This window comes from Pseudomonas ulcerans, from assembly GCF_036324125.1.
Classification (GTDB): Bacteria; Pseudomonadota; Gammaproteobacteria; order Pseudomonadales; family Pseudomonadaceae; genus Aquipseudomonas; species Aquipseudomonas ulcerans.
Genome location: NZ_JAZDQN010000009.1, coordinates 74079 through 96874 on the forward strand (window position 1 = coordinate 74079; position 22796 = coordinate 96874).

31 protein-coding genes and 1 tRNA gene are annotated in these 22796 nt (G+C 63.7%); 27 read left to right on the forward strand and 5 right to left on the reverse strand.

Going from position 1 to position 22796, the window contains the following annotated elements; translation table 11 throughout:
• Positions 1 to 27: 27 nt before the first annotated feature.
• Genes V0R59_RS10845 through V0R59_RS10855 form a run of 3 tightly spaced genes read left to right on the forward strand, consistent with a single transcriptional unit; the run spans position 28 to position 1993 of the window.
• On the forward strand, positions 28 to 597 hold the full coding sequence (locus V0R59_RS10845) for a hypothetical protein (protein ID WP_330073845.1): 570 nt from the start codon (positions 28 to 30) through the stop codon (positions 595 to 597).
• An 11-nt stretch (positions 598 to 608) separates the two neighbouring features.
• Positions 609 to 1637 (forward strand): hypothetical protein, encoded by a 1029-nt coding sequence (locus V0R59_RS10850; protein ID WP_330073846.1) that lies wholly within the window; start codon positions 609 to 611, stop codon positions 1635 to 1637.
• A gap of 47 nt (positions 1638 to 1684) precedes the next feature.
• Entirely contained in the window at positions 1685 to 1993 is a 309-nt protein-coding gene (locus V0R59_RS10855) for a YkgJ family cysteine cluster protein (protein WP_330073847.1), read from the forward strand.
• A 126-nt stretch (positions 1994 to 2119) separates the two neighbouring features.
• On the opposite strand, the gene V0R59_RS10860 is transcribed toward V0R59_RS10855, so the two are convergent.
• Positions 2120 to 3211 carry an NADH:flavin oxidoreductase/NADH oxidase gene (locus V0R59_RS10860; protein ID WP_330073848.1) on the reverse strand — a complete coding sequence of 364 codons (1092 nt, stop codon included), beginning with the start codon at positions 3209 to 3211 and terminating at the stop codon, positions 2120 to 2122.
• 85 nt (positions 3212 to 3296) lie between these two features.
• Here V0R59_RS10860 and V0R59_RS10865 point away from each other — a divergent pair, with 85 nt between their 5' ends.
• Positions 3297 to 3596: an ArsR/SmtB family transcription factor gene (locus tag V0R59_RS10865; RefSeq protein WP_330073849.1), complete on the forward strand. Its 300-nt coding sequence runs from the start codon at positions 3297 to 3299 to the stop codon at positions 3594 to 3596.
• Positions 3597 to 3925: 329 nt separating this feature from the next.
• Positions 3926 to 4168, forward strand: a complete 243-nt coding sequence (locus V0R59_RS10870) for a hypothetical protein (RefSeq protein ID WP_330073850.1) — start codon at positions 3926 to 3928, stop codon at positions 4166 to 4168.
• Between the two features lie 14 nt (positions 4169 to 4182).
• Here the strand turns inward: V0R59_RS10870 and V0R59_RS10875 are convergent, their stop codons facing one another.
• Complete coding sequence (locus V0R59_RS10875) at positions 4183 to 5376, reverse strand: MFS transporter (protein ID WP_330073851.1); 1194 nt, start codon at positions 5374 to 5376, stop codon at positions 4183 to 4185.
• A gap of 134 nt (positions 5377 to 5510) precedes the next feature.
• Between V0R59_RS10875 and V0R59_RS10880 the strand changes: the two genes are divergently transcribed.
• Entirely contained in the window at positions 5511 to 6083 is a 573-nt protein-coding gene (locus tag V0R59_RS10880; protein WP_330073852.1) for a TetR/AcrR family transcriptional regulator, read from the forward strand.
• Between the two features lie 96 nt (positions 6084 to 6179).
• On the forward strand, positions 6180 to 6407 hold the full coding sequence (locus V0R59_RS10885) for a hypothetical protein (protein ID WP_330073853.1): 228 nt from the start codon (positions 6180 to 6182) through the stop codon (positions 6405 to 6407).
• An 18-nt stretch (positions 6408 to 6425) separates the two neighbouring features.
• Here the strand turns inward: V0R59_RS10885 and V0R59_RS10890 are convergent, their stop codons facing one another.
• Both V0R59_RS10890 and V0R59_RS10895 read right to left on the reverse strand, forming a co-directional pair.
• The gene (locus V0R59_RS10890) at positions 6426 to 7583 is read right to left on the reverse strand and encodes an MFS transporter (RefSeq protein WP_330073854.1); all 1158 of its coding nucleotides are present in this window, start codon (positions 7581 to 7583) and stop codon (positions 6426 to 6428) included.
• Positions 7584 to 7683: 100 nt separating this feature from the next.
• Positions 7684 to 7827, reverse strand: coding sequence for a hypothetical protein (locus tag V0R59_RS10895; RefSeq protein WP_330073855.1), 144 nt, complete (start codon positions 7825 to 7827; stop codon positions 7684 to 7686).
• 239 nt (positions 7828 to 8066) lie between these two features.
• Here V0R59_RS10895 and V0R59_RS10900 point away from each other — a divergent pair, with 239 nt between their 5' ends.
• Both V0R59_RS10900 and V0R59_RS10905 read left to right on the forward strand, forming a co-directional pair.
• Positions 8067 to 9272 (forward strand): NHL repeat-containing protein, encoded by a 1206-nt coding sequence (locus V0R59_RS10900; protein ID WP_330073856.1) that lies wholly within the window; start codon positions 8067 to 8069, stop codon positions 9270 to 9272.
• 111 nt (positions 9273 to 9383) lie between these two features.
• A complete protein-coding gene (locus V0R59_RS10905) occupies positions 9384 to 9887 on the forward strand; it encodes a hypothetical protein (RefSeq protein ID WP_330073857.1) in 504 nt (167 codons plus the stop codon).
• 14 nt (positions 9888 to 9901) lie between these two features.
• On the opposite strand, the gene V0R59_RS10910 is transcribed toward V0R59_RS10905, so the two are convergent.
• The gene (locus V0R59_RS10910) at positions 9902 to 11266 is read right to left on the reverse strand and encodes a sensor domain-containing diguanylate cyclase (protein ID WP_330073858.1); all 1365 of its coding nucleotides are present in this window, start codon (positions 11264 to 11266) and stop codon (positions 9902 to 9904) included.
• Between the two features lie 310 nt (positions 11267 to 11576).
• On the opposite strand from V0R59_RS10910, the gene V0R59_RS10915 reads away from it, so the two are divergent.
• From V0R59_RS10915 to V0R59_RS11000, 18 genes are all read left to right on the forward strand, one after another.
• Positions 11577 to 11653 (forward strand) — tRNA-Met (locus V0R59_RS10915).
• A gap of 167 nt (positions 11654 to 11820) precedes the next feature.
• Positions 11821 to 13059 carry a tyrosine-type recombinase/integrase gene (locus V0R59_RS10920; RefSeq protein ID WP_330073859.1) on the forward strand — a complete coding sequence of 413 codons (1239 nt, stop codon included), beginning with the start codon at positions 11821 to 11823 and terminating at the stop codon, positions 13057 to 13059.
• 157 nt (positions 13060 to 13216) lie between these two features.
• A complete protein-coding gene (locus V0R59_RS10925; protein ID WP_330073860.1) occupies positions 13217 to 14155 on the forward strand; it encodes a hypothetical protein in 939 nt (312 codons plus the stop codon).
• Positions 14156 to 14239: 84 nt separating this feature from the next.
• Positions 14240 to 14506, forward strand: a complete 267-nt coding sequence (locus V0R59_RS10930) for a helix-turn-helix transcriptional regulator (protein WP_330073861.1) — start codon at positions 14240 to 14242, stop codon at positions 14504 to 14506.
• The gene (locus V0R59_RS10935; RefSeq protein ID WP_330073862.1) at positions 14507 to 14860 is read left to right on the forward strand and encodes a hypothetical protein; all 354 of its coding nucleotides are present in this window, start codon (positions 14507 to 14509) and stop codon (positions 14858 to 14860) included. It begins immediately after the preceding gene.
• Positions 14857 to 15363, forward strand: coding sequence for a Rha family transcriptional regulator (locus V0R59_RS10940; RefSeq protein WP_330073863.1), 507 nt, complete (start codon positions 14857 to 14859; stop codon positions 15361 to 15363). The genes V0R59_RS10935 and V0R59_RS10940 overlap by 4 nt, the downstream gene beginning before the upstream one ends.
• A 320-nt stretch (positions 15364 to 15683) precedes the next feature.
• Complete coding sequence (locus V0R59_RS10945) at positions 15684 to 15842, forward strand: hypothetical protein (RefSeq protein ID WP_330073864.1); 159 nt, start codon at positions 15684 to 15686, stop codon at positions 15840 to 15842.
• Positions 15839 to 16102: a hypothetical protein gene (locus V0R59_RS10950; RefSeq protein ID WP_330073865.1), complete on the forward strand. Its 264-nt coding sequence runs from the start codon at positions 15839 to 15841 to the stop codon at positions 16100 to 16102. The genes V0R59_RS10945 and V0R59_RS10950 overlap by 4 nt, the downstream gene beginning before the upstream one ends.
• Before the next feature lie 325 nt (positions 16103 to 16427).
• Complete coding sequence (locus tag V0R59_RS10955; RefSeq protein ID WP_330073866.1) at positions 16428 to 16721, forward strand: hypothetical protein; 294 nt, start codon at positions 16428 to 16430, stop codon at positions 16719 to 16721.
• Entirely contained in the window at positions 16718 to 16969 is a 252-nt protein-coding gene (locus V0R59_RS10960) for a hypothetical protein (RefSeq protein WP_330073867.1), read from the forward strand. The genes V0R59_RS10955 and V0R59_RS10960 overlap by 4 nt, the downstream gene beginning before the upstream one ends.
• A 10-nt stretch (positions 16970 to 16979) precedes the next feature.
• Complete coding sequence (locus V0R59_RS10965) at positions 16980 to 17267, forward strand: hypothetical protein (RefSeq protein ID WP_330073868.1); 288 nt, start codon at positions 16980 to 16982, stop codon at positions 17265 to 17267.
• Positions 17264 to 17725, forward strand: coding sequence for a hypothetical protein (locus tag V0R59_RS10970; RefSeq protein WP_330073869.1), 462 nt, complete (start codon positions 17264 to 17266; stop codon positions 17723 to 17725). Before V0R59_RS10965 ends, V0R59_RS10970 begins: the two co-directional genes overlap by 4 nt.
• Complete coding sequence (locus tag V0R59_RS10975) at positions 17718 to 17945, forward strand: hypothetical protein (protein ID WP_330073870.1); 228 nt, start codon at positions 17718 to 17720, stop codon at positions 17943 to 17945. The genes V0R59_RS10970 and V0R59_RS10975 overlap by 8 nt, the downstream gene beginning before the upstream one ends.
• Positions 17942 to 18832 (forward strand): toprim domain-containing protein, encoded by an 891-nt coding sequence (locus V0R59_RS10980; protein WP_330073871.1) that lies wholly within the window; start codon positions 17942 to 17944, stop codon positions 18830 to 18832. Before V0R59_RS10975 ends, V0R59_RS10980 begins: the two co-directional genes overlap by 4 nt.
• Positions 18819 to 20618 carry a DUF927 domain-containing protein gene (locus tag V0R59_RS10985; RefSeq protein ID WP_330073872.1) on the forward strand — a complete coding sequence of 600 codons (1800 nt, stop codon included), beginning with the start codon at positions 18819 to 18821 and terminating at the stop codon, positions 20616 to 20618. The genes V0R59_RS10980 and V0R59_RS10985 overlap by 14 nt, the downstream gene beginning before the upstream one ends.
• A gap of 336 nt (positions 20619 to 20954) precedes the next feature.
• Positions 20955 to 21257, forward strand: coding sequence for a hypothetical protein (locus tag V0R59_RS10990; RefSeq protein WP_330073873.1), 303 nt, complete (start codon positions 20955 to 20957; stop codon positions 21255 to 21257).
• Positions 21254 to 21853, forward strand: a complete 600-nt coding sequence (locus V0R59_RS10995; protein ID WP_330073874.1) for a hypothetical protein — start codon at positions 21254 to 21256, stop codon at positions 21851 to 21853. The genes V0R59_RS10990 and V0R59_RS10995 overlap by 4 nt, the downstream gene beginning before the upstream one ends.
• A 3-nt stretch (positions 21854 to 21856) precedes the next feature.
• On the forward strand, positions 21857 to 22795 hold the full coding sequence (locus V0R59_RS11000; protein WP_330073875.1) for a hypothetical protein: 939 nt from the start codon (positions 21857 to 21859) through the stop codon (positions 22793 to 22795).
• The last annotated feature ends 1 nt before the right edge of the window (position 22796 follow it).

Genomic DNA, 22796 nt, shown 5'->3' on the forward strand with positions numbered 1-22796 from the left:
CTGCTCCCGGAAAAAGGATCCTGTGCAATGCTGATGAAACTCCTGTCCAGCTCGGACAAGCAACACCTCATCGACCTGGCGAAACTGCTCGCCATCGCCGACAAGCCGCTGCGCTGGGATGGCAAGACGCGCGACCAGCTGACCTCCAGCAGCGACCTCGACGCCCTCACCATCGTCACCGGCGACGCCGAACGCGAGCTGATCGACGAACTGGTGCAATCCACCGGCAACGCCTCGTCGTTCAACACCTTCTTCTCCTCGACCTGGCACGTGGAAACGCGCCTGATCGAGGTGCTGAAGAAGCTGCCGATGATCGCCGCCGAGAAGCCGGAATACCGCGTGCAGGCCGCCACCAGCGTACTGCGCGAACTGCTCAAGGCGACCAGGTTCGAGCTGCCGTCGACGCCCAAGGTGGTGCTGTTCGAACTGTTCCTGGTGGCCCTGCGCGACGGCAACATTTCCAGCGTGGAATGGGCGCTGCTCAAGGAATTCCAGCTGCACCACAAGCTGGAAGACTTCATCTTCGACGACCTGCTGGAACGTGCCGAAACCATGAACCAGGAAGTCAGCAAAACCATCTCGCTCATTCTCGAATAAGGACCAGAGCCATGCCTATTCCACTCATCATCGGTGCGGTCGCTGCGGCGGCCGGTATCTACGGCGCGGTCAAGGGCGTCAGCGGCGCCATGGACCACAGCGAAGCCAAGGACCTCAATGCCAGTGCCGGCTCCATGGTCGATGCCGCCAACGCCAAGGTCGAGGAGCAGCGCACCAAGACCAACGCCACCCTGGAAGACTACGGCCAGCGCAAGCTGCGTGCCTTCAACGGCGTGGTCGCCGAGTTCATCGAGACTTTCGAACGCCTGAAGAACGTCGAACTGAGCCAGAGCCCGGAGCTGGACAAGCTCAACGCCGGCGACTTCACCGGCAAGACCCTGGTCGGCCTGCGCCAGGACTACCAGGCACTCAAGGACGCCGGCCTCGGCCTTGGCGCCGGGATGACCGGCGGCGCGGCCCTGGCCTTCGGTGCCTATAACGGCACCATGCTGCTGGCCACGGCGAGCACCGGCACCGCCATCTCCTCCCTTGGCGGCGTCGCCGCGACCAACGCCACCCTGGCCTGGCTCGGCGGTGGTTCGCTGGCCGCCGGTGGCTATGGCATGGCAGGGGGCATGATGGTGCTGGGCGGCATCGTCGCCGGTCCCGCCCTGGCGATCTTCGGTCATGTCCTGGGCAGCAAGGGCGAGGAAGCCCTGAACACCGCGCGCAGCAACATGGAACAGGCCAAGACCATCCGCGAGCAGGCCAACCTGATGGCCGGCAAGCTGCAAGCCATCGATGCGGTGACCGCGCTGGCCAACACCACCTTCTCCAACATCAGCGCGCAGCTGCGCCGCAGCGTCAACGAGCTGAAGAAGGTGATCGAGAACAACGGCGTCGACTACCGCAGCTTCTCCGACGAGAGCAAGAAAGTGGTATTCCGCGCGGTCAAGTTCGCCCAGCTGATCAAGGCCATGATCGACACCGCCATCCTCGACGAAGCCGGCAACCTGGTGCTGTCGACGGAAAAGCGCATCAAGGATGTCGCCGCAGTGGCCAGCGGGCAGAAAGCCGCGCTGGACGCACCCGTCGCATGAGACAGGCGCCCGCGCTTCGGCGCGGGCGCTGTAGGTGAAGAGACGACATGAGCTGTTCGATCACCTCGCCGTTTCCCTGCAACCAGTGCGGGCTGTGCTGCCAGCATGTGCACATGGCCGAGGAAACCCGCTTCCTCGACCGTGGCGACGGCACCTGCCGGCACTACGACGCCGCCAGCAAGAGGTGCAGGATCTACGAGGAGCGCCCGGACATCTGCCGGGTGGACCTGCAATTCACCCAGCGTTATGCCCGGCAATTCAGTTGGGACGAGTACGTGCGGCTGAATATGGAAATCTGCGACTACCTGCAGCAACAGCATGCTGCCGTGGCCATTCCCCTGGTCGCAGTGGACTGAGAATACTGGACCTTGTGGGAGCGGGTTCACCCGCGATGGCGTAGGTGAATTCACCATATTCATCGCGGGTAAACCCGCTCCCACAGGGGTACGCGTCCTACGTTGGAATTGTTACCCCAACCGCAATCAGCGATAGCGTTCCAGCCAGTGCGCATATGGCGCAGGCAGGGTCCACGACGCCTTGTCCACCCCCAGTTCCTTGGCCGCGAAGTACGCCCAGTGCGGGTCGGCCAGGTGCGCACGCCCCACCGAAACGATATCCAGTTGCCGCGAACTCACCGCCTCTTCCGCCAATTGCGGCGTGCCGAAGCCCCATGCCGAAGTCACCGGAATACCGGCTTCATCGCGCACCCGGCGCGACACTTCACCGAGGAACGCCGGACCCCACGGGATGTTGGTCTCGGCAATGGTGAAACCGACGCTGACGCTCAGCAGGTCCAGGCCACCGGCCTTGAAACGACGGGCCAGTTCGATGGATTCGGCGAGGGTCTGCTCGTCACGACCGTCGTACTCGATCACGCCGAAACGCGCGGTCAGCGGCAGGTGCTCCGGCCACACTTCACGCACGGCAGCGAGGGTTTCCAGGAGGAAGCGGCTGCGGTTGTCGAAGCTGCCGCCGTAGGCGTCGGTGCGCTTGTTGCTGTGCTCGGAGAAGAAACTCTGGCCCAGGTAACCGTGGGCGAAGTGCAGTTCGATCCACTCGAAACCGGCGTCACGGGCGCGGCGTGCGGCATCGACGAAGTCCTGGCGGACCCGGGCGATATCGTCGAGGGTCATTTCCCGCGGGGTCTTCGGCAGGTGGTGACCGAACGCGATCGGCGACGGCGCAATGGTCTGCCAGCCGCGTGGATCGTTTTCAGGGATATGGTCGTCGCCGTCCCAGGGACGGTTGGCGCTGGCCTTGCGCCCGGCATGGGCGATCTGGATGCCCGGCACCGAACCTGCCGCCTTGATCGCCTTGACCACCGGCACGAAGGCCTGGGCATGGGCGTCGCTCCAGATACCGGTGCAGTTCGGCGAGATCCGCCCTTCCGGCGCGACCGCAGTGGCTTCCACCACCACCAGGCCGGCGCCGCCACGGGCCATGCCGGCGTAATGCACCTGGTGCCAGTCGTTGACGATGCCGTCTTCGGCCATGTACTGGCACATCGGCGGAATGGCGATGCGATTGCGCAGGGTGACGTCTTTCAGGGTGAAGGGTTGGAACAGTGCAGTCATGGGGAAACGTCCTACAGTCGAGATACGATTGTTCGATAGTATTCGAACTTTGGCATTTAGAGAAGCCTCCGGTATCATTCGGCCCATGCGTGCCTATAAACACCCCGAACCTCAAGACTTCGTCCTCGAACGCGTGCTCTATGCGCTGAGCGACCCTGTTCGCATGGAAATCGTCCGTTGCCTGGCCAGCGTGGCCGAGGCGAGCTGTGGCGAGCTGGACGGTGGCCGGCCGAAGTCGAGCATGTCCCACCACTTCCGCGTGCTGCGCGATGCCGGGCTGGTACAGACCCGAGCGGTGGGCACCACGCATATGAATTCGCTGCGTACCGAGGCGCTGGACGGGCGCTTTCCGGGGTTGATCGGGGCGATCCTGCAGCACGTCTGAGTGGCTGAAATCTGTCGCATCCCGCCACGAAAATTCCCCTATCTCCGACTTTCTTGTAGGCAATTTCCCAAGCATACTCCCCGACCCCGCCTGGTGGTTGCGTGCTCGGGAAACGCTGCCTAATCTCCGCCGGTCGTTGCCAAATCAACGACGCGGATTAGCAGTCCGTTCAAAGGAAAACCACCAGCAACGCGTCATGGCGGCTGTGCGTGTGGGCACCTTCGGGTGCACCGGGTTTCCCTTTACCGGTCTGCTAACTCACGTACAGTCGCCACCTTTCGTATAGCAGCGTGATGTGGCGACTCCGAGACATCAAAGGGAGTTGCACCATGAAGAAAATCGTCCCCGATCCACCCGTCCTCTGCGTCCGCGCCGGCCTGTCCCCCGAGGATGCGCTGCGCAATGCCGAGGAAAGCCTCAAGGGCGCCCTCCGCGGGCTGGCACTGCTGCCCGAGCAACCGCTCTCGGGCAATCAGGTACTGCTCACCGACGCCATCATCGACCTGAAGATCTGCAGGGCGATGTTGACCATCGCGATAACCCGGACCACGGCCAGCGTGCCGATTTTCTAGCCGCCCGCCGAAGCTCACCTTGCGGGAGCGAGCGACCGGCTTCCGCAAGGCGCCGCGAGCCATCCCAGCAACAGCACCCCTGCCCCCGCCAGCACCGCCACGGCGAACCCCATCCGCGTCCCCCACAGGTCCACCACCTGCCCCGCCACTGCCGCGCCCATCGCGACCCCGACATTCAACCCCGCCAGCAACCAGGTCATGCCCTCGGTCAGCCGCTGCTCCGGCACGCTGCGCTCCAGCAACGACATCGCCACGATCATGGTCGGCGCGAAGAACAGCCCGGCACCGAACACCGCCAGCGCCAACAGTGGGATCGACCCGGCCAGCCACATCGGCAGCGTGCTCGCTGCTGTCGCCAGCGCCCCCAGCAGCAATAGCCGGGGCAGCGGCTGCGACAGCTTCAGCGCACCGAACGCCAAGCCCGCCAGGCACGACCCCAGCGCATACGCCGACAGCACCAGGCTCGCCGCCCCCGGCTGCCCGCGCTCACCGGCGAAGGCGACGCTTACGATATCGACGGTGCCGACGATCACCCCCATGGCGACCATCAACAGGCTCAACCGGCGCACCTGGCCAAGGCCGAGCAGCGACCCACCCGCTACCTCGATATCCCTCGTCACCGGCGGCTCGCTGGCGCGCTGCAGTACCAGCGCAGCAACGCCAAGCGCCAGCAGCAGCGCCGCCAGCAACGGCCCTGCCTGGGGAAACAGGCCCACGCACAAGCCCACCGACAGCGGCGGCCCGACGATGAAGGTCAGCTCGTCCAGCACCGTCTCCAGCGAATACGCCGTCTGCAACTGCGGCTGCCCGCGATAGCGCGCCGTCCAGCGCGCCCGCACCATTGCCGACAGGCTCGGCATGGCACCGGCCAGCAGCGCGCCGAGAAACAGGCTCCAGTCGCCCAGCGGCCACCAGGTGCCAGCCAGCAACAGCGCCGAGCCCGCCACGCTGACCAGCGTCGCCCACGGCAGCACCGTCGATTGCCCGTGCCGGTCCACCAGGCGGGAGATGCGTGGCGACAGCAGCGCATAGGTCATGACGAACGTCGCCGCCAGCGCACCGGCCAGGGCAAAGCTGCCGCGCAACTGGGAAACCAGGGTGATGATGCCGATACCGGTCATGGGCAGAGGCAGCCGTGCCAGCAATCCCGCCAGGGCAAATCCACGGGTTCCAGGGGTGTCGAACAGCTGTCGATAGGGGTTGCTCATTTCACGCTCCTTGGCAGGCCCGCTTGCCTTCATGGCAGTACGCGGGGAAGATACATACGCCTCGTATGTTTAAAAGCCTATTTACATACGGTGCGTATGTAAAGCCTCATCTCGTTAACCGAAAGGAGCACCCGATGGCCCGCCGTACCCGCGCCGCAATGGAAGAAACCCGCGCCAGCCTGCTGGCCACCGCCCGCAAGGCCTTCGCCGAAACCGGCTACGCCGAAGCCTCGATGGATGAACTCACCGCCCAGGCCGGCCTCACCCGAGGGGCGCTGTATCACCATTTCGGCGACAAGAAAGGCCTGCTGGCGGCGGTGGTGGCGCAGATCGATGGCGAGATGGATGAGCGCCTGGAGGCGATTTCCGCCAAGGCGACAAGCCCATGGCAGGCACTGAACGAGCGCTGCAACGCCTACCTGCGCATGGCCCTGGAACCGGAGATCCAGCGCATCGTGCTGCGTGATGCGCGCGCCGTGCTGGGCGGGGCAACGGCAGAGGGCGAGCAGCATTGCATCGCGTCGCTGCGCGGACTGATCGAGCAGATGGGGATCGAACAGGCCGAAGCCCTCGCCAGGCTGATCTACGGCAGCCTGGCGGAAGCCGCATTCTGGATTGCACAAGAGGATGACGGGACGGCGCGGCTGGCACAGGCGCAGGCCGCGCTGGCGGTTTTGCTGGCGGGCATCCAGCGCCAGGCGACCTGATATTTCTGTCAGTAGACAGCCGCTGCGATGCGCTCAGACTGGTGACCTGGCCTTGCAGGCCAGCCCATCCAGGCAAGCAGGGGCAGGCGTTCGAAAATGGCAGAGTTCTTGTTCACCACCGTACCCGTCGCCGGCAGCAGCACCTTCGAATCAGGATCCGTGCAAGCCGCCAGCGCGGAAGAAGCCGAGGCCAAGATAAAAGCGAAATTCACCCATCCGGTGGTCGTCACCTTGACCCGGATCGACGGCGTGGAGGGCGTGTCCGGAAACACCTGGGGCGCGACCTGCGCGTCAATCGATGTCGCAGGGAAATCCGACGAATAACGCCGCAGGGCCAGAGCCTCACTCCACCGCCGACACCCGGTACGCCCGCCGGCTCGCCGACTGCGCGAAGCAGACGAACATCGCCGCCATCACCGCCAGCGCCATCGGCAGCCCGTGGGGCGCGACGTCCATGGCCGCACCGCTGACCAGTGGCCCGATCAGGCTACCCACGCCCCACAGCAAGCCGACACTGGCGTTCGCCGTGACCAGATCCTGGCCCTTGAACTGCTGGCCGATCAGCACCAGCGCCAGGGTATAGACCCCGCCCGCCACGGCACCGAGCAGCACCAGCGCCGGCCACAGCAGCCATTGCACCGTGATCAGCCATGGCAGGGCCAGGCCGATCAGCATCGCCACCACGCCGCAGACCAGGTGCAGGGTGGTGCGCTCGCAGCGGTCGGCGAGCCAGCCGATGGGCAACTGGAAAAGCATGTCGCCGGTGAGGATCACCGTCACCATCAGCGCCGCCACACCCACCGCATAGGCGTGGTGGGTGGCGTACACCGGCAACAGCGAGAGCACCACCGCATCGAAGAAGGAGAAGAACAGCACGCCCATGCACAACGCCGGGGCAACGCGGAAGAAGCCTGCCAGAGAGAAGCTCTTCTCGCCGTCCTCGCCATGTTCGACATGATCGTTGGGCACGGTCCAGAGGATGCAGGCCAGCGCCAGCGCGTAGCCCATCGAAACCATCACGATCAGCCACGGCCCCTGCGCGCCGAGCAGCGACAGCATGGCCGGGCCAAGCATCTGGCAGCCGGTGAAGGCCGTGGCGTACAGCGCCATGACCTTGCCGCGATTGTGTTCCTCGCTCAGTTCGTTGACCCACGACTCGCCGAGGATGATCGCCACGCCCATGCCGATCCCCAGCGCCAGGCGCAGGCTGGCCAGCAGGTAGATCGAGGAGAACGCCCACTCGATCAGGCCGACGCTGAGGGCGCAGAGGCTGAAGCTGAGCAGGTAGATGACCCGCCGCGTCAGGTGTCGGCAACAGGCATCGACGAGGAACGCCGAAAGCATCATCCCCGCCGCCGGCATGGCCGAGAGGATGCCGATGCGCAGGCTGCTCGCCCCGGCGTCCAGCAGGCGCAAGGACACCAGCGGCAGGGTCGCGCCCAGGCTGAAACCGATGATGGACACGACGAACAACAGGCCGAAAAGAAAACGATTGTTCACAACTCACTCCACAACCGCACGCGCCGGGGCGAAAGCCGCGCGCGAGCCGGTTCATGCTCGATGACGAAAGAAGACGGGCGAGCGCAAGGGCCCGCGAGGATCAGCGAGCGAGCGGGTGTGGCGAGAAGGTGAAGGCGAACAGCACGCTGCGCCGGCGCTTGAGCACGGTGTCCTGCGGCCAGGCACGACGAACCGCCCGGAAGACGGGCAGGCTGGCAGTGAAAGGACGGACAACGGCGTTCATGTTCGGCTACAGCAAGGATCGAAGAGAGGGGCGGCACTCTAGGCCATGGCTGACGCGTCCGTCAATTGGCAGGGGCACCTGATATTTCTGTCAGTAGATGGCTTCGAGGGGCGCGGGTAGAAACTGGGCTGACCGTTCGCAGCCTCCGCGCCCCTGCGTCGGGACGGTCTCCCAACGTCACTGCCCGCGACGGCAGTCCGATGATCCAGCCCCGTTCCCTCGCCATGGAGTCAGCCAACATGACCACATCCTCTTCCAGCAAAACCCCTAGCACCCTCGATCCCGACTTCGGCCAGGCCGGCCAGGCGCAGTTCCCCATCGACCTTGCTCGCGGTCGCTCGAAGCTGCTGCCGGACGGCAACATCCTGACCGTCGGCGCCGAAACCGACGGCAGCGTGATCCTGCTGCTACGTCATCTGCACGACGGCATGCTCGACACCGCCTACGGCACCCAAGGCGTCGTCACGGTCGTCCTGCCGGAAAACACCTTGCCCATCGGCCCCGTGGACCTCCTGCCCCAGGCAGACGGCGGCGCGATCATCCATTGCAACGTGGGCAGCCATCTGCAGAATCACTCGTTCGTATTCCGGGTCGGCGCAGACGGCGCGCTGGACACGAGCTTCGGTGCCTCGGGTTTCTGCCGGATCGAACTGGACGAACAACCCTCCACCGTGATCCGCACGCTGGTGATGCTGGACAACGGCAAGCTCATGCTCAACGTGGCCAGCCAAGGCCCACAGGACCACCGTGTGTACCTGATGCAACTGGACAACGGCCAGCTCGACCCGGCCTTCGGCGATGGCACGGGCATGCGCTACGTCGGTGACGACTCCATGTACGACATGCTGGCACTGCCCGGAGGCGGTGTGCTCCTCGGTGGCGTACCGCTGAACTACTCACGCCTGGTGTTCTGGCAGTTTCTCGCCGACGGCAGTCCCGATCCCCGCTTCGGCGAGAACGGCGTGGCGACGGTGGTCATCCAGCAGGGCGAAGTTGCCCTCTTCAAGCTGGCGCTGCAACCGGATGGCAAGATCGTCGCGGTGGGCGCTGCGAATGTCGGATTCGGTGTCCATACCCTGACCTTGCGCCTCACCACCGATGGCAGCCTGGACCCTTCATTCAACAATGGCGAGCCGAAGATCATGGTGGTCCAGGGCCACGAGTCGCAGCACTACGATGTCGCGTTGCAGGCGGACGGCAGGATCGTCACGGTGGGCCACGCGATGGACCCGGCGGAGCGTGACGACTTCCTGCTGATGCGCATGTTGCCCTCGGCCCAGATGGACATGAGCTTCGGCGTCAATGGCCAGGTCATGACCGATTTCGGCGGCGACGACTTCTGCGAACAGGTCGAGGTCCAGCCTGACGGCAGGATCCTGGCCTCCGGATTCAGCGCCCGGAGCACCGTCGAGACACCTTACATCCTGGCCCGCTACCTCGGCTGAGCAGCCCCCGGATACTGGCCACCTGATATTTTTGTCAGTAGACGACTGCGCGTGCCGGGCTTAAAAACAAGGCTCCGTATTCCCTTGTTCTCTCCCTCCTGGAGGCCCGGCATGGCGACCGAAAACAACAATCAAGCCCCCGCCCCGCTCGATCCCGAATTCGCGACCACGGACTATCTGCCCTTGTCTGCGGGCATGCACCTGGAACAGTCGACGCTACTGGAAAACGACAGGATCCTGACCGCCAGCATCGACAGGGAAACCGGGGAGTTCGTCCTGGCGCGGCACCTGAAGAGTGGCTGGCTCGACCATGGTTTCGGCCTCTATGGCGTGCAACGCATCGCCAGCGACCTGGCGCGCAGCGTCACCAGCCTGTCCCTGCGCCTGGAAGCCAACGGCAGCATGGTGATGCAGGGCAATCTCAGCGATCCTTTCAGCGGCAGGACCGGGGTGTACCTGCTGCGCGTGCTGCCGGATGCCGAAACCCATCCGCGCCTGGGCGTGGATGCGTTTCTCATCGTGTCCCTGCTGCCCGTGGCCAGCGCCTCGACGCCAGACACAAGAGCTGGCCTGGACTGGACCTGGCTGCGCTGGCCTGCACCGCAGGCCCGCTGAGCGGCCCGGGAACCTTACACGCTGCGGACCGCGCCCTGCGCCTCATCGGCGCCGCTGCCTTGCACCAGGCGGTTGCGTCCGTCCTGCTTGGCGCGGTACAGCGCAAGGTCGGCCACCCGCAGCAAGCCGCCGAGGGCGACGCTGTCGTCCGGCTGGTCGGGGTCGTGGCTGGCGCTGCCGATGCTCAGGCTCACCCGCCCCAGCGGGCTGGCGGCATGGGTCAGGTGGGCGTCGAAGACCTGGTGGCAGAGGTAGCGGGCGACACTGCGGGCGCCGTGGGCATCGGTGTCCGGGAGAATCACCGCGAACTCCTCGCCACCATAGCGACAGACCTGGTCCCCCGGACGCTGCAGGGACTGGCCCAGGAGCATGGCGATACGCCGCAGGCACTCGTCGCCGGCCTGGTGGCCATAGTGGTCGTTGAACACCTTGAAGTGGTCCACATCCACCATCAGCAACGACAGCGGCCGGCCTTCGCGGCGGGCCCGGGCCTTTTCCTGCTGCAGCGCCTCGTCGAAGCGCCGGCGGTTGGGCAGGCCGGTGAGAAAGTCTTCGCTGGCCAGGGCCAGCAGGCGTGCGTTGGCCTCGGCCAGTTGCGCATTGCTCTCGGCGAGGGCCTGGCGCATCAGGCATTGCTCGGTGATGTCGCTGAAGGCCAGGGTCATGCCCAGGACCTGGTTGTCCAGGTCGCGCACCGCGCCGATCTGCAACAGGTAGCTGCGCTCGCGCCAATCCAGTTCGCGGTCGGCCAGGGTGCGGCCCTGTTCCAGTTCGCCGAGGCAGTGGTGCAGGTCGAGTTGCGCCTCCGGCAACAGTGCCGTCAGCGACTGCCCCACCAGTTGCGTGGCATCGCCCCCGAGCAACTGGCCAACGGCATGGTTGACGTTGACCAGCACGCCCTGGCGGTCCACCAGGCCCAGCGCCACCGAGGCCGCGGCGTACAGCGCTTCGAGCTGCACTTCGCGGCGGTCCAGCGGACCGATGGCCGGGGTCACGTCGCGGTCGATGCCGCGATAGCCAGTGAGCGCACCAGCGGCGTCGAACAGCGGCACGCCACTGGTTTCGAGGACCACCAGGCGCCCATCGGAGCGCACGTTGCGGTTGATCAGCCCGGCGAACGGCCGCTGCTCGGCGACGATGCCGGCGAAGATCGCGCCGACCCGCGCCGCCTCTTCCGCCGGCATGAAATCGAAGGGGGTCTTGCCCAGCACCTCGCTCGGCGGATAGCCGAGCATCTGCCGGCTGTGCTCGGAGCAGAAGGTGTAGCGGCCCTGGCTATCGACTTCCCAGAGCCAGTCGGAGTTGTGCGCGATGATTTCCCGCAGGCGAAGAACTTCCAGTCCTTCGGGGAGCGGCTCGGGGTCGGAGGCGTTGGGCATGGAAGGCGACTTCGGCGAACAACCACAGGGGCAAAGCGCCACGTTACTGGATCGGGACCCTTGCGGGCAAATCCGGCGCGGGGTGGCGTATCTGCCATGATGCATTTGCCGGGAGCGCTGATGGGCGACCTGCAGGCGGATGGCCGCGGCTTTTCCACCCTGTGCGCGCTTTTCGGGTGAGTACTTCAGCATGCCGGGGTTCAAATACGACTTCTGAGGCCTGTTTCGGCTAAGCGGTTGAAAGCGCGTAAAATTTTTTGAAAAAGAATGTTGACAGCAATCCGTTTCGAGCGAATAATGCGCGCCACTTGGCTACATAGCTCAGTTGGTTAGAGCATAGCATTCATAATGCTGGGGTCCGGGGTTCAAGTCCCTGTGTAGCCACCAAACACCTGTTTCGACCTGCCTCAAGCAGTCTACGAAACACCTCAAGAAGCCCGCCCTGTGCGGGCTTTCTTGTTTCTGGCTGTATCCCCTTATCTCCCCCTATACCTTCCCGCCGTGTATCCCCTCGTGTACCCTGAGAAATAATTGAAACTGGGGGATACAAGGAAATGAAGCGCACCGAGATCAAGCGCCGTCCATTGGCCGACACCGTGATAGCCACCCTTGAGCCAGAAGCGAAGGAATACCGCGAGCTGGATGGCAACGCCTTGTATCTTCGCGTGCGCCCGGACGGCAGCAAGTCGTGGCAACTGCGCTACAAGAAACCGGACGGCAAATGGTCGTGGCTTGGCCTGGGCGGCTATGGCACGGGCGATCACCAACTAACCGGATCACAGGCAAGACAGAAAGCGGCCATCCTGAGAGACGACGCCGCCAAGGGCGGAAACCCACTAGCCACCAAGCGAGCCAGGAAGGCCGCCGAACTGGAGGCCGCGAACAATACGTTCGAGCACCTGGCACGGGAGTGGTACGCCACCAAGCGCAAAAGCTGGACGGATGGAACAGCCACCCGAACCATCGGCTCACTGGAGCTTCACGTCTTCCCTGTGTTCGGCAAGCGTGTATATACCGAGATACTGCCGATGGAGTGGATGGACTTCCTACGCGGCATGGAGCAAAAGGGCATCATCGAGCAGACCAGCCGAATACGCGCTCGCTGCCAGGAGATTTACGACTTGGCCCGCGTCACGGGTCGCGCCACCCATAACCCGCTGGAAGGACTTCACAAGTTTCTCCAGACCAAGCCGTCTGAGAACTACGCCCATGTCTCGGTGGATGAGCTACCACCACTGCTACGGGCCATTCGTGCCTATCCCAGCGCCATAGACGTTCGGATCGGCCTACACCTGCTCTCCATGCTCGCCTGCCGGCCATCTGAGATACGAGAGGCCCGGTGGGATGAGTTCGATCTAGATAAAGCACTGTGGACGATCCCTGCCGAACGGATGAAGCGCCGCCGTGAACATCTGGTACCCCTGCCCCGCCAGGCGGTGGAATTGCTGATCGACCTGCGCAAACTCACCGGGGCCTACCCCCTGCTGTTCCCTGGCCGCAGCGATACGACCAAGCCCCGCAGCAACACCGTGTTCCTGATGGCCCTACGCCGCCTGGGTTATGAGGGCCGCCAGACTGGCCACGGATTCCGACACATCGCCTCGACGGTTCTCAATGAGCACGGCTTTGACGAAAACCACATCGAGGCGCAGCTATCGCACGTCAAGGAAGGCGTGGCCGGTATCTACAACAAGGCCCAGTACCTGGCCCAGCGCACGACCATGATGCAATGGTACGCCGACCATCAAGATACCTTGGTCAAAGGCAATGTCGTGTCGATCAAGAGGGCCTGATACGGGCCTTCCATTGTCCAAATAGACAGATATAGACTCAATGCCATTACTGGTTGAATAACCAGTGTTGGTGCGCATGAGGTTGTTTTCTAACTTAGCTTTATGGGGCGCGGGACGCTGCGAGCCGGTTGCCCTGCAGAGATTTATCGGAGGGCATATGGCTGAGACCCCTACGGCGGATAGCTTTTACGAATTATCGAAGGTGGCTGATGCATTCGTGAAGCAAGCTGCCGATGCAATAGTGTTCGAGTTGGACAAGGTACCAGCGGCGCGGGACTGTGATCTCAGCCAGACGGCCTCAGTGTGCGCCAAGCTGCTAGACGACACGTACTCTAGCGTTTTGACCGCTCAGTGCTCACGCACGATAGAGTGGTTCGAATCTGAGCCCGCATTTGCCATGGCAATCAAATCGCTCTCCTACCACAAAGTAGATGGTGGCCACTGGGAGCCAAAAATTCAGAGGGAGCTGGAGCGCTGGGTGACTGGCTTTCGAGTAGGTGCTTCGCCTCACCAAGGGCTCGTTGCACATAGGATTGCCCGCATTCCCTGTCACTATCTCAATTACATGTCCCTGGTTGCGGAAGCATCGTATCGGTACGTCAGCGGGATCGGGCATCGAGCTGTAATAGAGGGGCCCAGTGCTATCCGCCGTTTGAAAGACTTAGTTCTTGAGGTCGAAGAGATCCTCAGCGCGGAATGGCTGCCAGATGATCTGCGACGTAACCTGGGCTACAGCATCCGAACCAAAGCAGCCCTTCGTGACCTTGATGCGCATGACGAGGGCATCCCAACACCGACCCGCAGAAACGATATTGATTTGCCCGCACGGCTATTCGCGATTGACCTGCTCCGAGTCAATCAACGGGTATTTCAGTCGTTTCACAAAAAAGCAGTCTTCCATCTGATGGGCCTTTCTTTCGTGAGCCGCCCACTGGAAATGCGCACCATCGAGCGCTTGGCGAAAAGCGAAATGGACGCCTATCGAGAGGAGGCGGCCAAACGCATTGCCGACAAAAGAGGCCTCGGTTTCGAGTATGTTCTGACGACACTAAAGGCAAACAAAAGTCTTACCTTCAGGGGGCAGAACAGCGCTTGAAAAAATAGCGTTTCGTCGTGCTCAGCGAGCCGATCGATTGCGAACCTATATCCCGTTATATACAACCATCACGGGACACAGGACATGCAAAACACATCGGCTCACGTGACGCATTCCACTGCGTCTATCCAGCAGTTTGACGCCTCGATGACCATCATCCGCTTCCCCGAGGTCGAGGCCATCACTGGTCTGGCTCGCGCCACCGTCTACAAGCGCCTCAAGGATGACCCGACTTTTCCCAGGCCCGTATCGCTGAGCAACAGCAAGTCGCGTGGCTCGCCCGTGGGGTTCGTTCTGGCTGAGATTCAGGCCTGGGTGCGCCAGCGCATCGCTTTGCGCGAGGTGGCGTAAATGAAAAAGGCCACGATCCCCGAAGAGAAACGCAGCCAGTCGCAAGGCGATATTACCACCAGCAAGCCGCCGAGCAAGATCGCCCGAGTGCTGGCGTACATGCTCAATGATGGCAGCTTGCAACGCTTCGAGGCAGAGCGCCTGGGCGACCACTGCTTGCACTCCACCATCAGCAGCCTGGCCAACGGCTACGGTTTGAAATTCCAGCGCCAGCTCGAGCGCGTGCCGAACCACTGGGGCGAGCCTTGCACCGTGACCCGGTACACCCTTCCTGCTGGCGAACGCCGCCGCGCCAGCGCCGTGCTGGAGATGTTGTGCTCTCCCTTGAAGCAGCGCCAGCGGGTGGCCGCATGAAAAAGACGACCATTCCACCGGCAGAGCCCAGCAGCGGGAAATTCGACATTGTCCTGGTCCAGTCTCAGGGTGAGCCCTGCGCCGACACCCGTGTACTGGCCGCTCAATTGGGCAACCAGCACGAAAACACCTATGACCTGGTAAAGCGTTACGAGGCTGACTTCCTAGAGCTGGGAATACTCCGGTTTGAAACCGGAGAAATCGTAGGTCGGGGGCAGCCTGAGAAGTACGCTCTGCTCAATGAAGACCAGTGCTATCTGCTGCTGACCTACAGCCGTAACACCCCAAAGGTCCGGGCGCTCAAGATCAACCTGATCAAGGCATTCCGTGAGGCCCGTTACGGCATGGCCTGCCAGTCGCTGCTAGCTCGCAAGCAGGAGGCCAGCCAGAGCGGTAAGCGGCTAGCTCACTGGCGCTATGACAAGCCCGGCATATATCAGCACGTCACCCATCTGCGGGAGCAACTGAAACTCCCGCTCGATCTGGAAGGGGGTGGACAATGACGCTGGCGCTCAAGACTGGCGATGAACGGTCGATATTTCTGGTTGCAGGCAATCGTGTTGCTCGGTATGGTTCGCCCAAATCCACGGTAAATCCCGTGGTCGGGCGTAGGAACCCGATGAGCAAAAGGCGCAACAGCGCCCAGATCACCACTGCCGGCGTTTTTTTTCGTCTGCAGTTTCGTGTTATGGCGGCTGTGTGCGGGCAGGCTTCGGCCTGGCCGGGTTCCTTTTGCCCCGGTATTCCTACCCCGCGCACGGCTGCCACCCAATCCCGTAGGAAGGATCGTGGCAGCTCCTCATCAGCAAAAGGAGCTCGACCCATGCACGCCCTCACTCCGTCCAAAATTCGCGCATACGCCCACCGGCGCCTGGCCCTAGCCGCACTTCGCGCAAACTCTTCCCTTTCTGTCCGTCTCGCCCGCTACAACCATCACGCCGAGATCGCCCGCGCCATGGAAGCGCAAGGCGGTGCCCAATGAATGGCAAAGCCAAAGCACTAGGTGCTCTTGCTCATGGCGCTCTGTGGGACCTTCAGGCCGATAACAGCCATTTCGAATGGCTCAAGACCCTTATGTGGGTGATTAGTCGAGAGGCCGAGGAGGCGCGGCCTAACTCGGCCGAACGCATCAAGCATTTGGCCGACATCGGCAACTACTTGGCTATAGACCGAGCGGCCACAGTCAATGACATTTGCAAGCGTCTCGAAGAAAGTCTGGATGCCAATGGGGGTGTTCAATGACTTTGGGTCAATGCAACGTAGAAGCGGTACAGGGCTTCATCGAATCTCAGGTAGTGGTCACGATTCCTGGGCATCAAGTGTTCCGTCTGCCCCCTGTGGTTGGAGTAAGTCTCGCAGGCGATATCGCCACCTTGGTTCGTGCGGATTTTCCGCGGGCAGCGGTGAGCATCCTGGGTCGTTGCCGAGGCTCTTTGGCCGGCCTGGACGACGCCATGCGTGTGCCGGAGGAAGTCTATGCCGCCCTGGAGGAGTGCCGGCACCAGCCGTACCCGGGCGCCGCTCTGGTAGAGCATTTCCGGGCCGCTGCTTGTGCCGGAGGTGCCCAATGAATCGCTTGCCAAGCGTTGCGACCCTTGAAGGCGAGGTGCTGTCTGAGGCCGTGCTGGATGCCCGCGATATGTGCTCGATGAATTTCGCCAGGGATGAATTCCACAAGCTCTACGCGCTGCTCTACCCCATGTGTTCAAGCCATGAGGAGGGGCCGATGTGCGATATCGCTCGGCATCTGGAGCAGGTCATCATCTTCACCGGGAACTTCATGTGGAAGCACCGCCACCTCGGTGCCTCGCATGGCGTTGTAGGCAAGCGCACTGACATGGATCAGGGGGCTGCCGTATGACTTCCCCTATCCACATGCCCAAGGACACCCAAGACGATCTGCGCGACGTGCAAGGCGTGCTGGTGCTGCTGAGCATGGCCCTGGCGCTGATCGCCGCACCGACCACGCCCATCATCGTCGCCCGCGTCACCGCGGTGATGGCGCAGCACACCGCTATGGCCTGGGCCGAAATTATGGACGACGTGCTCGCTGAGCAACAGGAACCTACGAAGGCCGATACCACCGCCGCGTCTGTGACTCCGAGCTGAGGAACTAGTGATGAATAATTTTCAACAGCGCCTCGCTGCGCTGACGGGATCGGCTTGCCCGAAGAAAGCCACCGAACTGTTTTACGTGAGCCATCCGAGGGCCGAGCGGGCCTTGCTGGGGCCGTTCTTGAGCCAAGCCGACGCTGAGTGCGGGCGCGTAGTTATGCGTAGTGCTGAGGCTGCGGTGACGGCCTGCCTCGTCGAGTCGTTGGACGAGCTGACCTACTGGCACGCGGTGAACAATGGCCAGGTCTGCCGGGCGTTTGCTGGCGCTGATCGCCAAGGGGGTGGCCAGTGACCATGGTTCACCACTACACGACCGAGCACCACCACTTGCCGCTGATCTTGGCGTCTGGTGAGCTTCGCCCAAGCAACGCGGGGGCCGAGCATGAGGTGCCGCTGTTGTGGTTCTCCCTGGCGCAACGCTGGGAAGGCACCGCCACCAAGATGGTTCAAACGGAGGGTGGCCCGCGCCTGCTGACCTTTGCTGAGCAGTTGGCCAGCTACGGGTGCGCCAGGCTTTCCCTGCCGGCAGACGACTCACGTCTCATGAGCTGGGCTGACGCCTGCAAGTACGCCGGCATCACCAGCACCACCCGCCGCAAGCTGGAAGCCGTGGGTCGCAAGCGTGGCGGCTCACCGATCAACTGGTTTGCCATCGCTGGGACCGTGCCCTTGGCCGACACCCGCGTGCAACGGTTCGACGGCAATAGCTGGACTGAGCTGGTAGCCGCCGAGGGAGTGAACCATGAGTAAGGTCACGCCGATTCGCCGCAAGGGTGCCGGTGGTCCACCGACTGCTGGCGCCTACATCGACAGCGCCAGCTATGCCCTGCTGGTGGAAACCCTGGTGGGCTTCTTGGAGCTGCGCATTGCCGAGGGTGACGCTGGTCGTCACTGCCCTGAGCTGGAGCGCCTGACCAACCAACTGGACCGGCTGGCCAAGCGCTTCACGCCACCGCAGGGGGCCGCATGACCGACGTGACGATCCTTTTCCGTGACGTGCTCCAGTCGGCCTACGGGCCGCTCGACTGGCTGCCCTTGGACGATGGCGATATCCACCGCTTCCACGTACCCGGCGACAAGCCCGGCACGCTCAACGGTTGGTACTGCCTGTTTGCCGATGGCATCGCCTCAGGCGCGTTCGGGAGCTGGAAGACGGGCGGCACCAACACCTGGTGTAGCCGTGAGCCGGTGGACGCCCGCGAAGCCGAGCAGGTGCGCCAGCGCATCGAGCAGGCCCGGCGCCAGCGGGAGGCCGAACGGCAACGGCGCCAGCTCAAGGCGGCAACCCTAGCTCAACGCTGGTGGCGTGATGCTCGCCGCGCTGATCCGGCCCACCCGTATCTAGTCGCCAAGGGCATTCGTGCCCACGGCCTGCGCCAGCGTGGTGACGACCTACTGATCCCGCTGTACGCCGGCGGCGTGTTGGTGAACCTGCAACGGATCGCCCCGGACGGCGGCAAGCGCTTTCTGTATGGCGGGCGCATCAAGGGCGCCTATTCGCCCCTGGGACGCATCACGCCAGGCAGGCCGTTGTGTATCTGCGAAGGCTGGGCCACGGGCGCCACGCTTCACGAGAGCGGCTATACGGTCGCCTGCGCGATGAATGCCGGGAACCTGAAACCGGTGGCGCTGGCGCTACGGGCCGACCACTCCGGCACCGAAATCATCATCGCCGGCGACGACGACCGCGAAACCGAGGCCGAAGGCAAGGGCAACCCGGGGCGCACAGCCGCTCATGACGCCGCAGCCGCATGTGGTGGCCTGGTGACCTTTCCCGAGTGGCCCGCCGATGCGCCGCTGACCCTTTCCGACTTCAACGACCTCGCCGCCTGGAGGTGCCGCCATGCGTCCGCCTGACAACAACGTCATCAACCTGCGCCCCGAAGCGCCCAAGGTCGAGCCAGATCGCCCGTGCTGGGGCGTATACGAGCATTGGGTAACGAATGAGAAGGGCCGGAGGCTCAAGCCCGGGGTGTACTGGCACGGCTTCAAGCGCAGCGCCGGCAACGATGACAGCGACGACGACAAGGCCGACCGCCCGATCACTGATGAGTGGATCGCCACGCCGGTAACCGTCGTCGCCCGCACCACCAACAGTGACGACGGCAGCGAAGGTCGGTTTCTGCGCCTGCTCACCGACAGCGGCCCTAAGGACTGGATCATTCCCATGGAGGTGTTCGGCGGGAGTGGCGAGGACGCCAGGCGGACGCTGTTCGGCATGGGCGTCATCATCGCCCTGAAGAAGCGCGGCCAGTTCATGGAGTACCTGCTGGACCAGCGACCTGCAGAAGTGTTCGCCACCACCTGCCGCCCCGGCTGGCATGAGTCAGGCGCCTTTGTGCTGCCTGGGCGCACCATCGGCAGCGACAAGGTTCGCTATCAGGCCAGCGCCAAGGGGCAGAACCTGTTCAGCGTGCGCGGAACCCTGGAGGGCTGGAAGGACCAGGTAGCGGACAAGTGCGAGGGCAACCCGGTGCTCACCCTGGCCATCGGCTGCGCCCTCGCTGGCCCGCTGCTGAGCCTGGTGGGCGTGTTGGGTGGCGGTGTTCACCTGGTGGGCGACAGCTCCAGCGGCAAGTCGCTGGCGCAGTTGATCGGCTCGTCTGTGTGGGGCGACCCGGGCATCTTCGCCGCATCGTGGGACATGACCAAGGGCGGCTTGGAGATCGAGGCGTCCAGCCGCAACGACACCATGTTGCCCCTGGACGAGATCAAGCGGGCCGATCCCAAGCGCGTACAGGAGATGGCCTACTCGCTCGCAAACGGCCAGGGCAAGGGCACCATGACCCGCGACCGGGAGGCCCGCGGCAAGCTGAGCTGGCGCCTGCTGGCGCTGTCCAGTGGCGAGCGTTCCCTGTCCGAGCACGCGGCCATCAGTGGCAACGCCGCCCACGCTGGTGCCGAGTTGCGCATGGTCGATGTGAACGCCGGCACCCGCACCCATCGCGCCTTCGATGAATTGCACGGCCTGGAAGGCGCCGACTTCCACCGCCAGCTCACGGTGGCCGTAGGAGCGAACCACGGACACATCGGGCCGGCCTTCGTGGAGAAGCTGCTGGCCAGCGATGACCGCCCCGGCCTGCTTGAGGACTTCGCCGGTATCCGCGCCCAGTTCGTCGAGGACAACGCCCAGGCCGGGCGGGTGGCGGATCGCTTCGCGGTGATCGCACTGGCGGGCGAAATGGCCATTGCCTACGACCTGCTGCCCTGGACGCCGGGCACCGCCCTAGCCGACTGCCAGTTGCTGTATGGCGAGTGGCTGAGCCGGGTGGGCGGTGGCAATGCCGAAGATCGCCAGATCCTGGCCGGCATCCTCGACTTCATCGACAAGCACGGCAGCAGCCGGTTTTCGGACGTAGAAGACCAGACGCCGGACACCAAGGTGTTCAACCGCGCCGGGTACTGGGAGGTGGTGGGCGCCAAGCGCCTGTACCTGTTCAACAAGTCTGCACTGACCGAGGCCGCCCACGGGCACGGGCTGGCGCGTGTCGTGAAGGCGCTGGAAAGCGCGGGTGCTCTTGCCAAGCACGACACCGACCGGGACAGCCGCAGGACCAAGAAATACCGCCTGCCTGCCGGTGGGTCTGCCCGGCTGTATGTGATCGACCCCGAAGCCATGGACAGTGAAGGCGGTGGCCTATGACCGTCATCACCACCCAACGCCATTGCCCGAATTCACAGGAACCTAAAAACGTGGGGAACAGGGGGAACGGGGGAACAGCCAGCAAATACGCGGCCTGTAGCCGTTCCCCCTTATTGAAGTGTTGGGGAACAGGGGGAACACAAACATGTTTTTGAATATAAGCGCTATTGCTGACCCTTATGTTTGGTTATCACTGTTCCCCCGTTTTTCGGGTGGGGAACACGTACCCCCGCTGGAGGCCCCGGAAACACTGGGTGTTCCCCGCGTTCCCCCGTTCCCCCGATTTTTTTTCACAGACACATTTGGGAGTTATGGAAATCCGGGCGAGGTGACGCCATGAGCCTGCTTTCCGACCTGCTCAATCACATGCCGCCGAACGTTGCTGGCGCTGGAAAACCACCCATGGCAAAACGCACCCCGGATCGTCCGCGCCTGGTGCTGGTCGAGCCTGCCCAATTGCCACCCAGCCCATACGCCAACGCCGCCAATGCCACGCCTGAATGGCGCCAGGCCCGCGACCAGTACATCAGCCATGTCATGACCTGCAGGGGCTGCTATGCGCCCGCTGGTCGCCACTGCCTGATCGGTACCGAGCTGCGCGCCACCTACGACAACATGCCCATGGAGGCCCACCCATGACAATGACCCCGACCATGCGCCTGTGCGATATCGCCTCAAAGCCCGGTATCAGCGCCAGCACACAGCTCATCACCACGCGGCGTATCTGCCGCAACATCGGCCGCAACTTGGATTCGATCCACGCTGAGCGCCGCGCCATGCGCCGCCAGGCGGGCAAGCTGAAAGAGTTCCTGCCGTTCACTCGACAGGCCATTGCCGATCTGGAGCAACTGGCGCAGGCGCACCGATCGGATGAACGCGACAAGGCCGTGGTGGCGCTGGCCGGGTTTGGCCGGTCGCTGCTGTTCGACCATGACGGGCTGGCCCAGGCCCTGGGGTTCGACCGCCTGTGCGACCTGCTGAGCGTGAACACCGTCGAGCGCGAGCAGGCCATGCGGGATGGCATCACGAGTCTGGAGGACCTGGTGTTCATCCACGTGCTGGAGGACAGCGCAGAACGCCGGGCACAGGAGTGGAATGACGCGCCGTTGTTCAACGCCTGTCACGCGGCTATGGCGGACTTCATCAGGGACTGCCCCGATGGCGTGCTGCCTGACCCATTCGCACCTGGGGCGCCGTTCGGGCCGAAGCTGCCACCGAAACTGAGGGTGGTGTAAGCCATGGTCATGCTGAAACAGGCTGATTCAGCCGAAAAAATGAGACACCGGGTTTCAGATGAGCAGCGCCAGCAGGTACTGGACCTGCGCCGCCGTCACTCGCTGCGTGAGGTGGCCGAGATTACCGCCCTGCCACTGGGGACGGTGAAGACCCTGGTTTCACGCTCAGGGGCGTTCCGCGACAACGAGCAGCATCGCGCCATGTTCACCCTGCCGCCGATCAGCGCCAGCACCGAGACCCTGCCGAGCGTGCCTGAGCTGCCGCCGCAGAAGGTGGTCACCGGGGATAAGGAGGTGGATGCGGTGCTGTGGCTGCGCTCGATCATCAGCACCGGTCAGGTCGCCCTGATTGAGCGGGCCATGGAGGGCGCCAAGAAGATCAGGACGCCGCTCGATGTGCTGGAGAAGCGGTATCGGGATTACCTGGTGGCCACCAACCCCGGGCACCCATTCGCCGCCATGTCGTCGTTCGGCTTCGCTGACCTGGAGGCGCTGGCCACTCGGGCCATAGAGCAACACCGACTGAGGCTGGAGGGCACCGCTCGCTTCGGTGATGCCCTGCTGGCCGACACCGAGGCGGAATCGTTCTGTATCGATGCGCTGCGCGGGCTAGAGGCTACCGGCCAATTTGGTGACTTCGACAAGGGCGAGGTAGCTGCCCGGTTCAACGCCCATCCAGAGCTACTGCCGCACACCTTGGCGGATTGCCTGTACGAGCTGGGGTACTGGGACCACCTCTACCGGCTGCGCAACGCCGTCGACCGGGACGCCAGCGACGGGCCACCGGAGGCGACGGCGCGTGACTGGTTTGTGTTCGGCCTGCTGGCGCAGATTCGCCCCCGCGACAAGACCGAGGCGCTGGCCGTGTTCCGCTACCTGGTCGCCAGCCAGCGCGACGACATGGCGGAGTCAGAGGCAATTCTTTGCAACCTGATCGGGTGAC

Bases quoted from the DNA above. Each gene is read 5' to 3' on its own strand.
- V0R59_RS10995 (WP_330073874.1), top strand. From the start codon at position 21,254: ATGACAATGACCCCGACCATGCGCCTGTGCGATATCGCCTCAAAGCCC.
- V0R59_RS10945 (WP_330073864.1), top strand. From the start codon at position 15,684: ATGCACGCCCTCACTCCGTCCAAAATTCGCGCATACGCCCACCGGCGC.
- V0R59_RS10845 (WP_330073845.1), top strand. From the start codon at position 28: ATGCTGATGAAACTCCTGTCCAGCTCGGACAAGCAACACCTCATCGAC.
- V0R59_RS10975 (WP_330073870.1), top strand. From the start codon at position 17,718: ATGAGTAAGGTCACGCCGATTCGCCGCAAGGGTGCCGGTGGTCCACCG.
- V0R59_RS10880 (WP_330073852.1), top strand. From the start codon at position 5,511: ATGGCCCGCCGTACCCGCGCCGCAATGGAAGAAACCCGCGCCAGCCTG.
- V0R59_RS10885 (WP_330073853.1), top strand. From the start codon at position 6,180: ATGGCAGAGTTCTTGTTCACCACCGTACCCGTCGCCGGCAGCAGCACC.
- V0R59_RS10870 (WP_330073850.1), top strand. From the start codon at position 3,926: ATGAAGAAAATCGTCCCCGATCCACCCGTCCTCTGCGTCCGCGCCGGC.
- V0R59_RS10985 (WP_330073872.1), top strand. From the start codon at position 18,819: ATGCGTCCGCCTGACAACAACGTCATCAACCTGCGCCCCGAAGCGCCC.
- V0R59_RS11000 (WP_330073875.1), top strand. From the start codon at position 21,857: ATGGTCATGCTGAAACAGGCTGATTCAGCCGAAAAAATGAGACACCGG.
- V0R59_RS10965 (WP_330073868.1), top strand. From the start codon at position 16,980: ATGAATAATTTTCAACAGCGCCTCGCTGCGCTGACGGGATCGGCTTGC.
- V0R59_RS10925 (WP_330073860.1), top strand. From the start codon at position 13,217: ATGGCTGAGACCCCTACGGCGGATAGCTTTTACGAATTATCGAAGGTG.
- V0R59_RS10905 (WP_330073857.1), top strand. From the start codon at position 9,384: ATGGCGACCGAAAACAACAATCAAGCCCCCGCCCCGCTCGATCCCGAA.
- V0R59_RS10955 (WP_330073866.1), top strand. From the start codon at position 16,428: ATGAATCGCTTGCCAAGCGTTGCGACCCTTGAAGGCGAGGTGCTGTCT.
- V0R59_RS10910 (WP_330073858.1), bottom strand. From the start codon at position 11,266: ATGCCCAACGCCTCCGACCCCGAGCCGCTCCCCGAAGGACTGGAAGTT.
- V0R59_RS10940 (WP_330073863.1), top strand. From the start codon at position 14,857: ATGAAAAAGACGACCATTCCACCGGCAGAGCCCAGCAGCGGGAAATTC.
- V0R59_RS10865 (WP_330073849.1), top strand. From the start codon at position 3,297: ATGCGTGCCTATAAACACCCCGAACCTCAAGACTTCGTCCTCGAACGC.
- V0R59_RS10860 (WP_330073848.1), bottom strand. From the start codon at position 3,211: ATGACTGCACTGTTCCAACCCTTCACCCTGAAAGACGTCACCCTGCGC.
- V0R59_RS10950 (WP_330073865.1), top strand. From the start codon at position 15,839: ATGAATGGCAAAGCCAAAGCACTAGGTGCTCTTGCTCATGGCGCTCTG.
- V0R59_RS10875 (WP_330073851.1), bottom strand. From the start codon at position 5,376: ATGAGCAACCCCTATCGACAGCTGTTCGACACCCCTGGAACCCGTGGA.
- V0R59_RS10935 (WP_330073862.1), top strand. From the start codon at position 14,507: ATGAAAAAGGCCACGATCCCCGAAGAGAAACGCAGCCAGTCGCAAGGC.
- V0R59_RS10980 (WP_330073871.1), top strand. From the start codon at position 17,942: ATGACCGACGTGACGATCCTTTTCCGTGACGTGCTCCAGTCGGCCTAC.
- V0R59_RS10850 (WP_330073846.1), top strand. From the start codon at position 609: ATGCCTATTCCACTCATCATCGGTGCGGTCGCTGCGGCGGCCGGTATC.
- V0R59_RS10855 (WP_330073847.1), top strand. From the start codon at position 1,685: ATGAGCTGTTCGATCACCTCGCCGTTTCCCTGCAACCAGTGCGGGCTG.
- V0R59_RS10900 (WP_330073856.1), top strand. From the start codon at position 8,067: ATGACCACATCCTCTTCCAGCAAAACCCCTAGCACCCTCGATCCCGAC.
- V0R59_RS10920 (WP_330073859.1), top strand. From the start codon at position 11,821: ATGAAGCGCACCGAGATCAAGCGCCGTCCATTGGCCGACACCGTGATA.
- V0R59_RS10990 (WP_330073873.1), top strand. From the start codon at position 20,955: ATGAGCCTGCTTTCCGACCTGCTCAATCACATGCCGCCGAACGTTGCT.
- V0R59_RS10895 (WP_330073855.1), bottom strand. From the start codon at position 7,827: ATGAACGCCGTTGTCCGTCCTTTCACTGCCAGCCTGCCCGTCTTCCGG.
- V0R59_RS10960 (WP_330073867.1), top strand. From the start codon at position 16,718: ATGACTTCCCCTATCCACATGCCCAAGGACACCCAAGACGATCTGCGC.
- V0R59_RS10930 (WP_330073861.1), top strand. From the start codon at position 14,240: ATGCAAAACACATCGGCTCACGTGACGCATTCCACTGCGTCTATCCAG.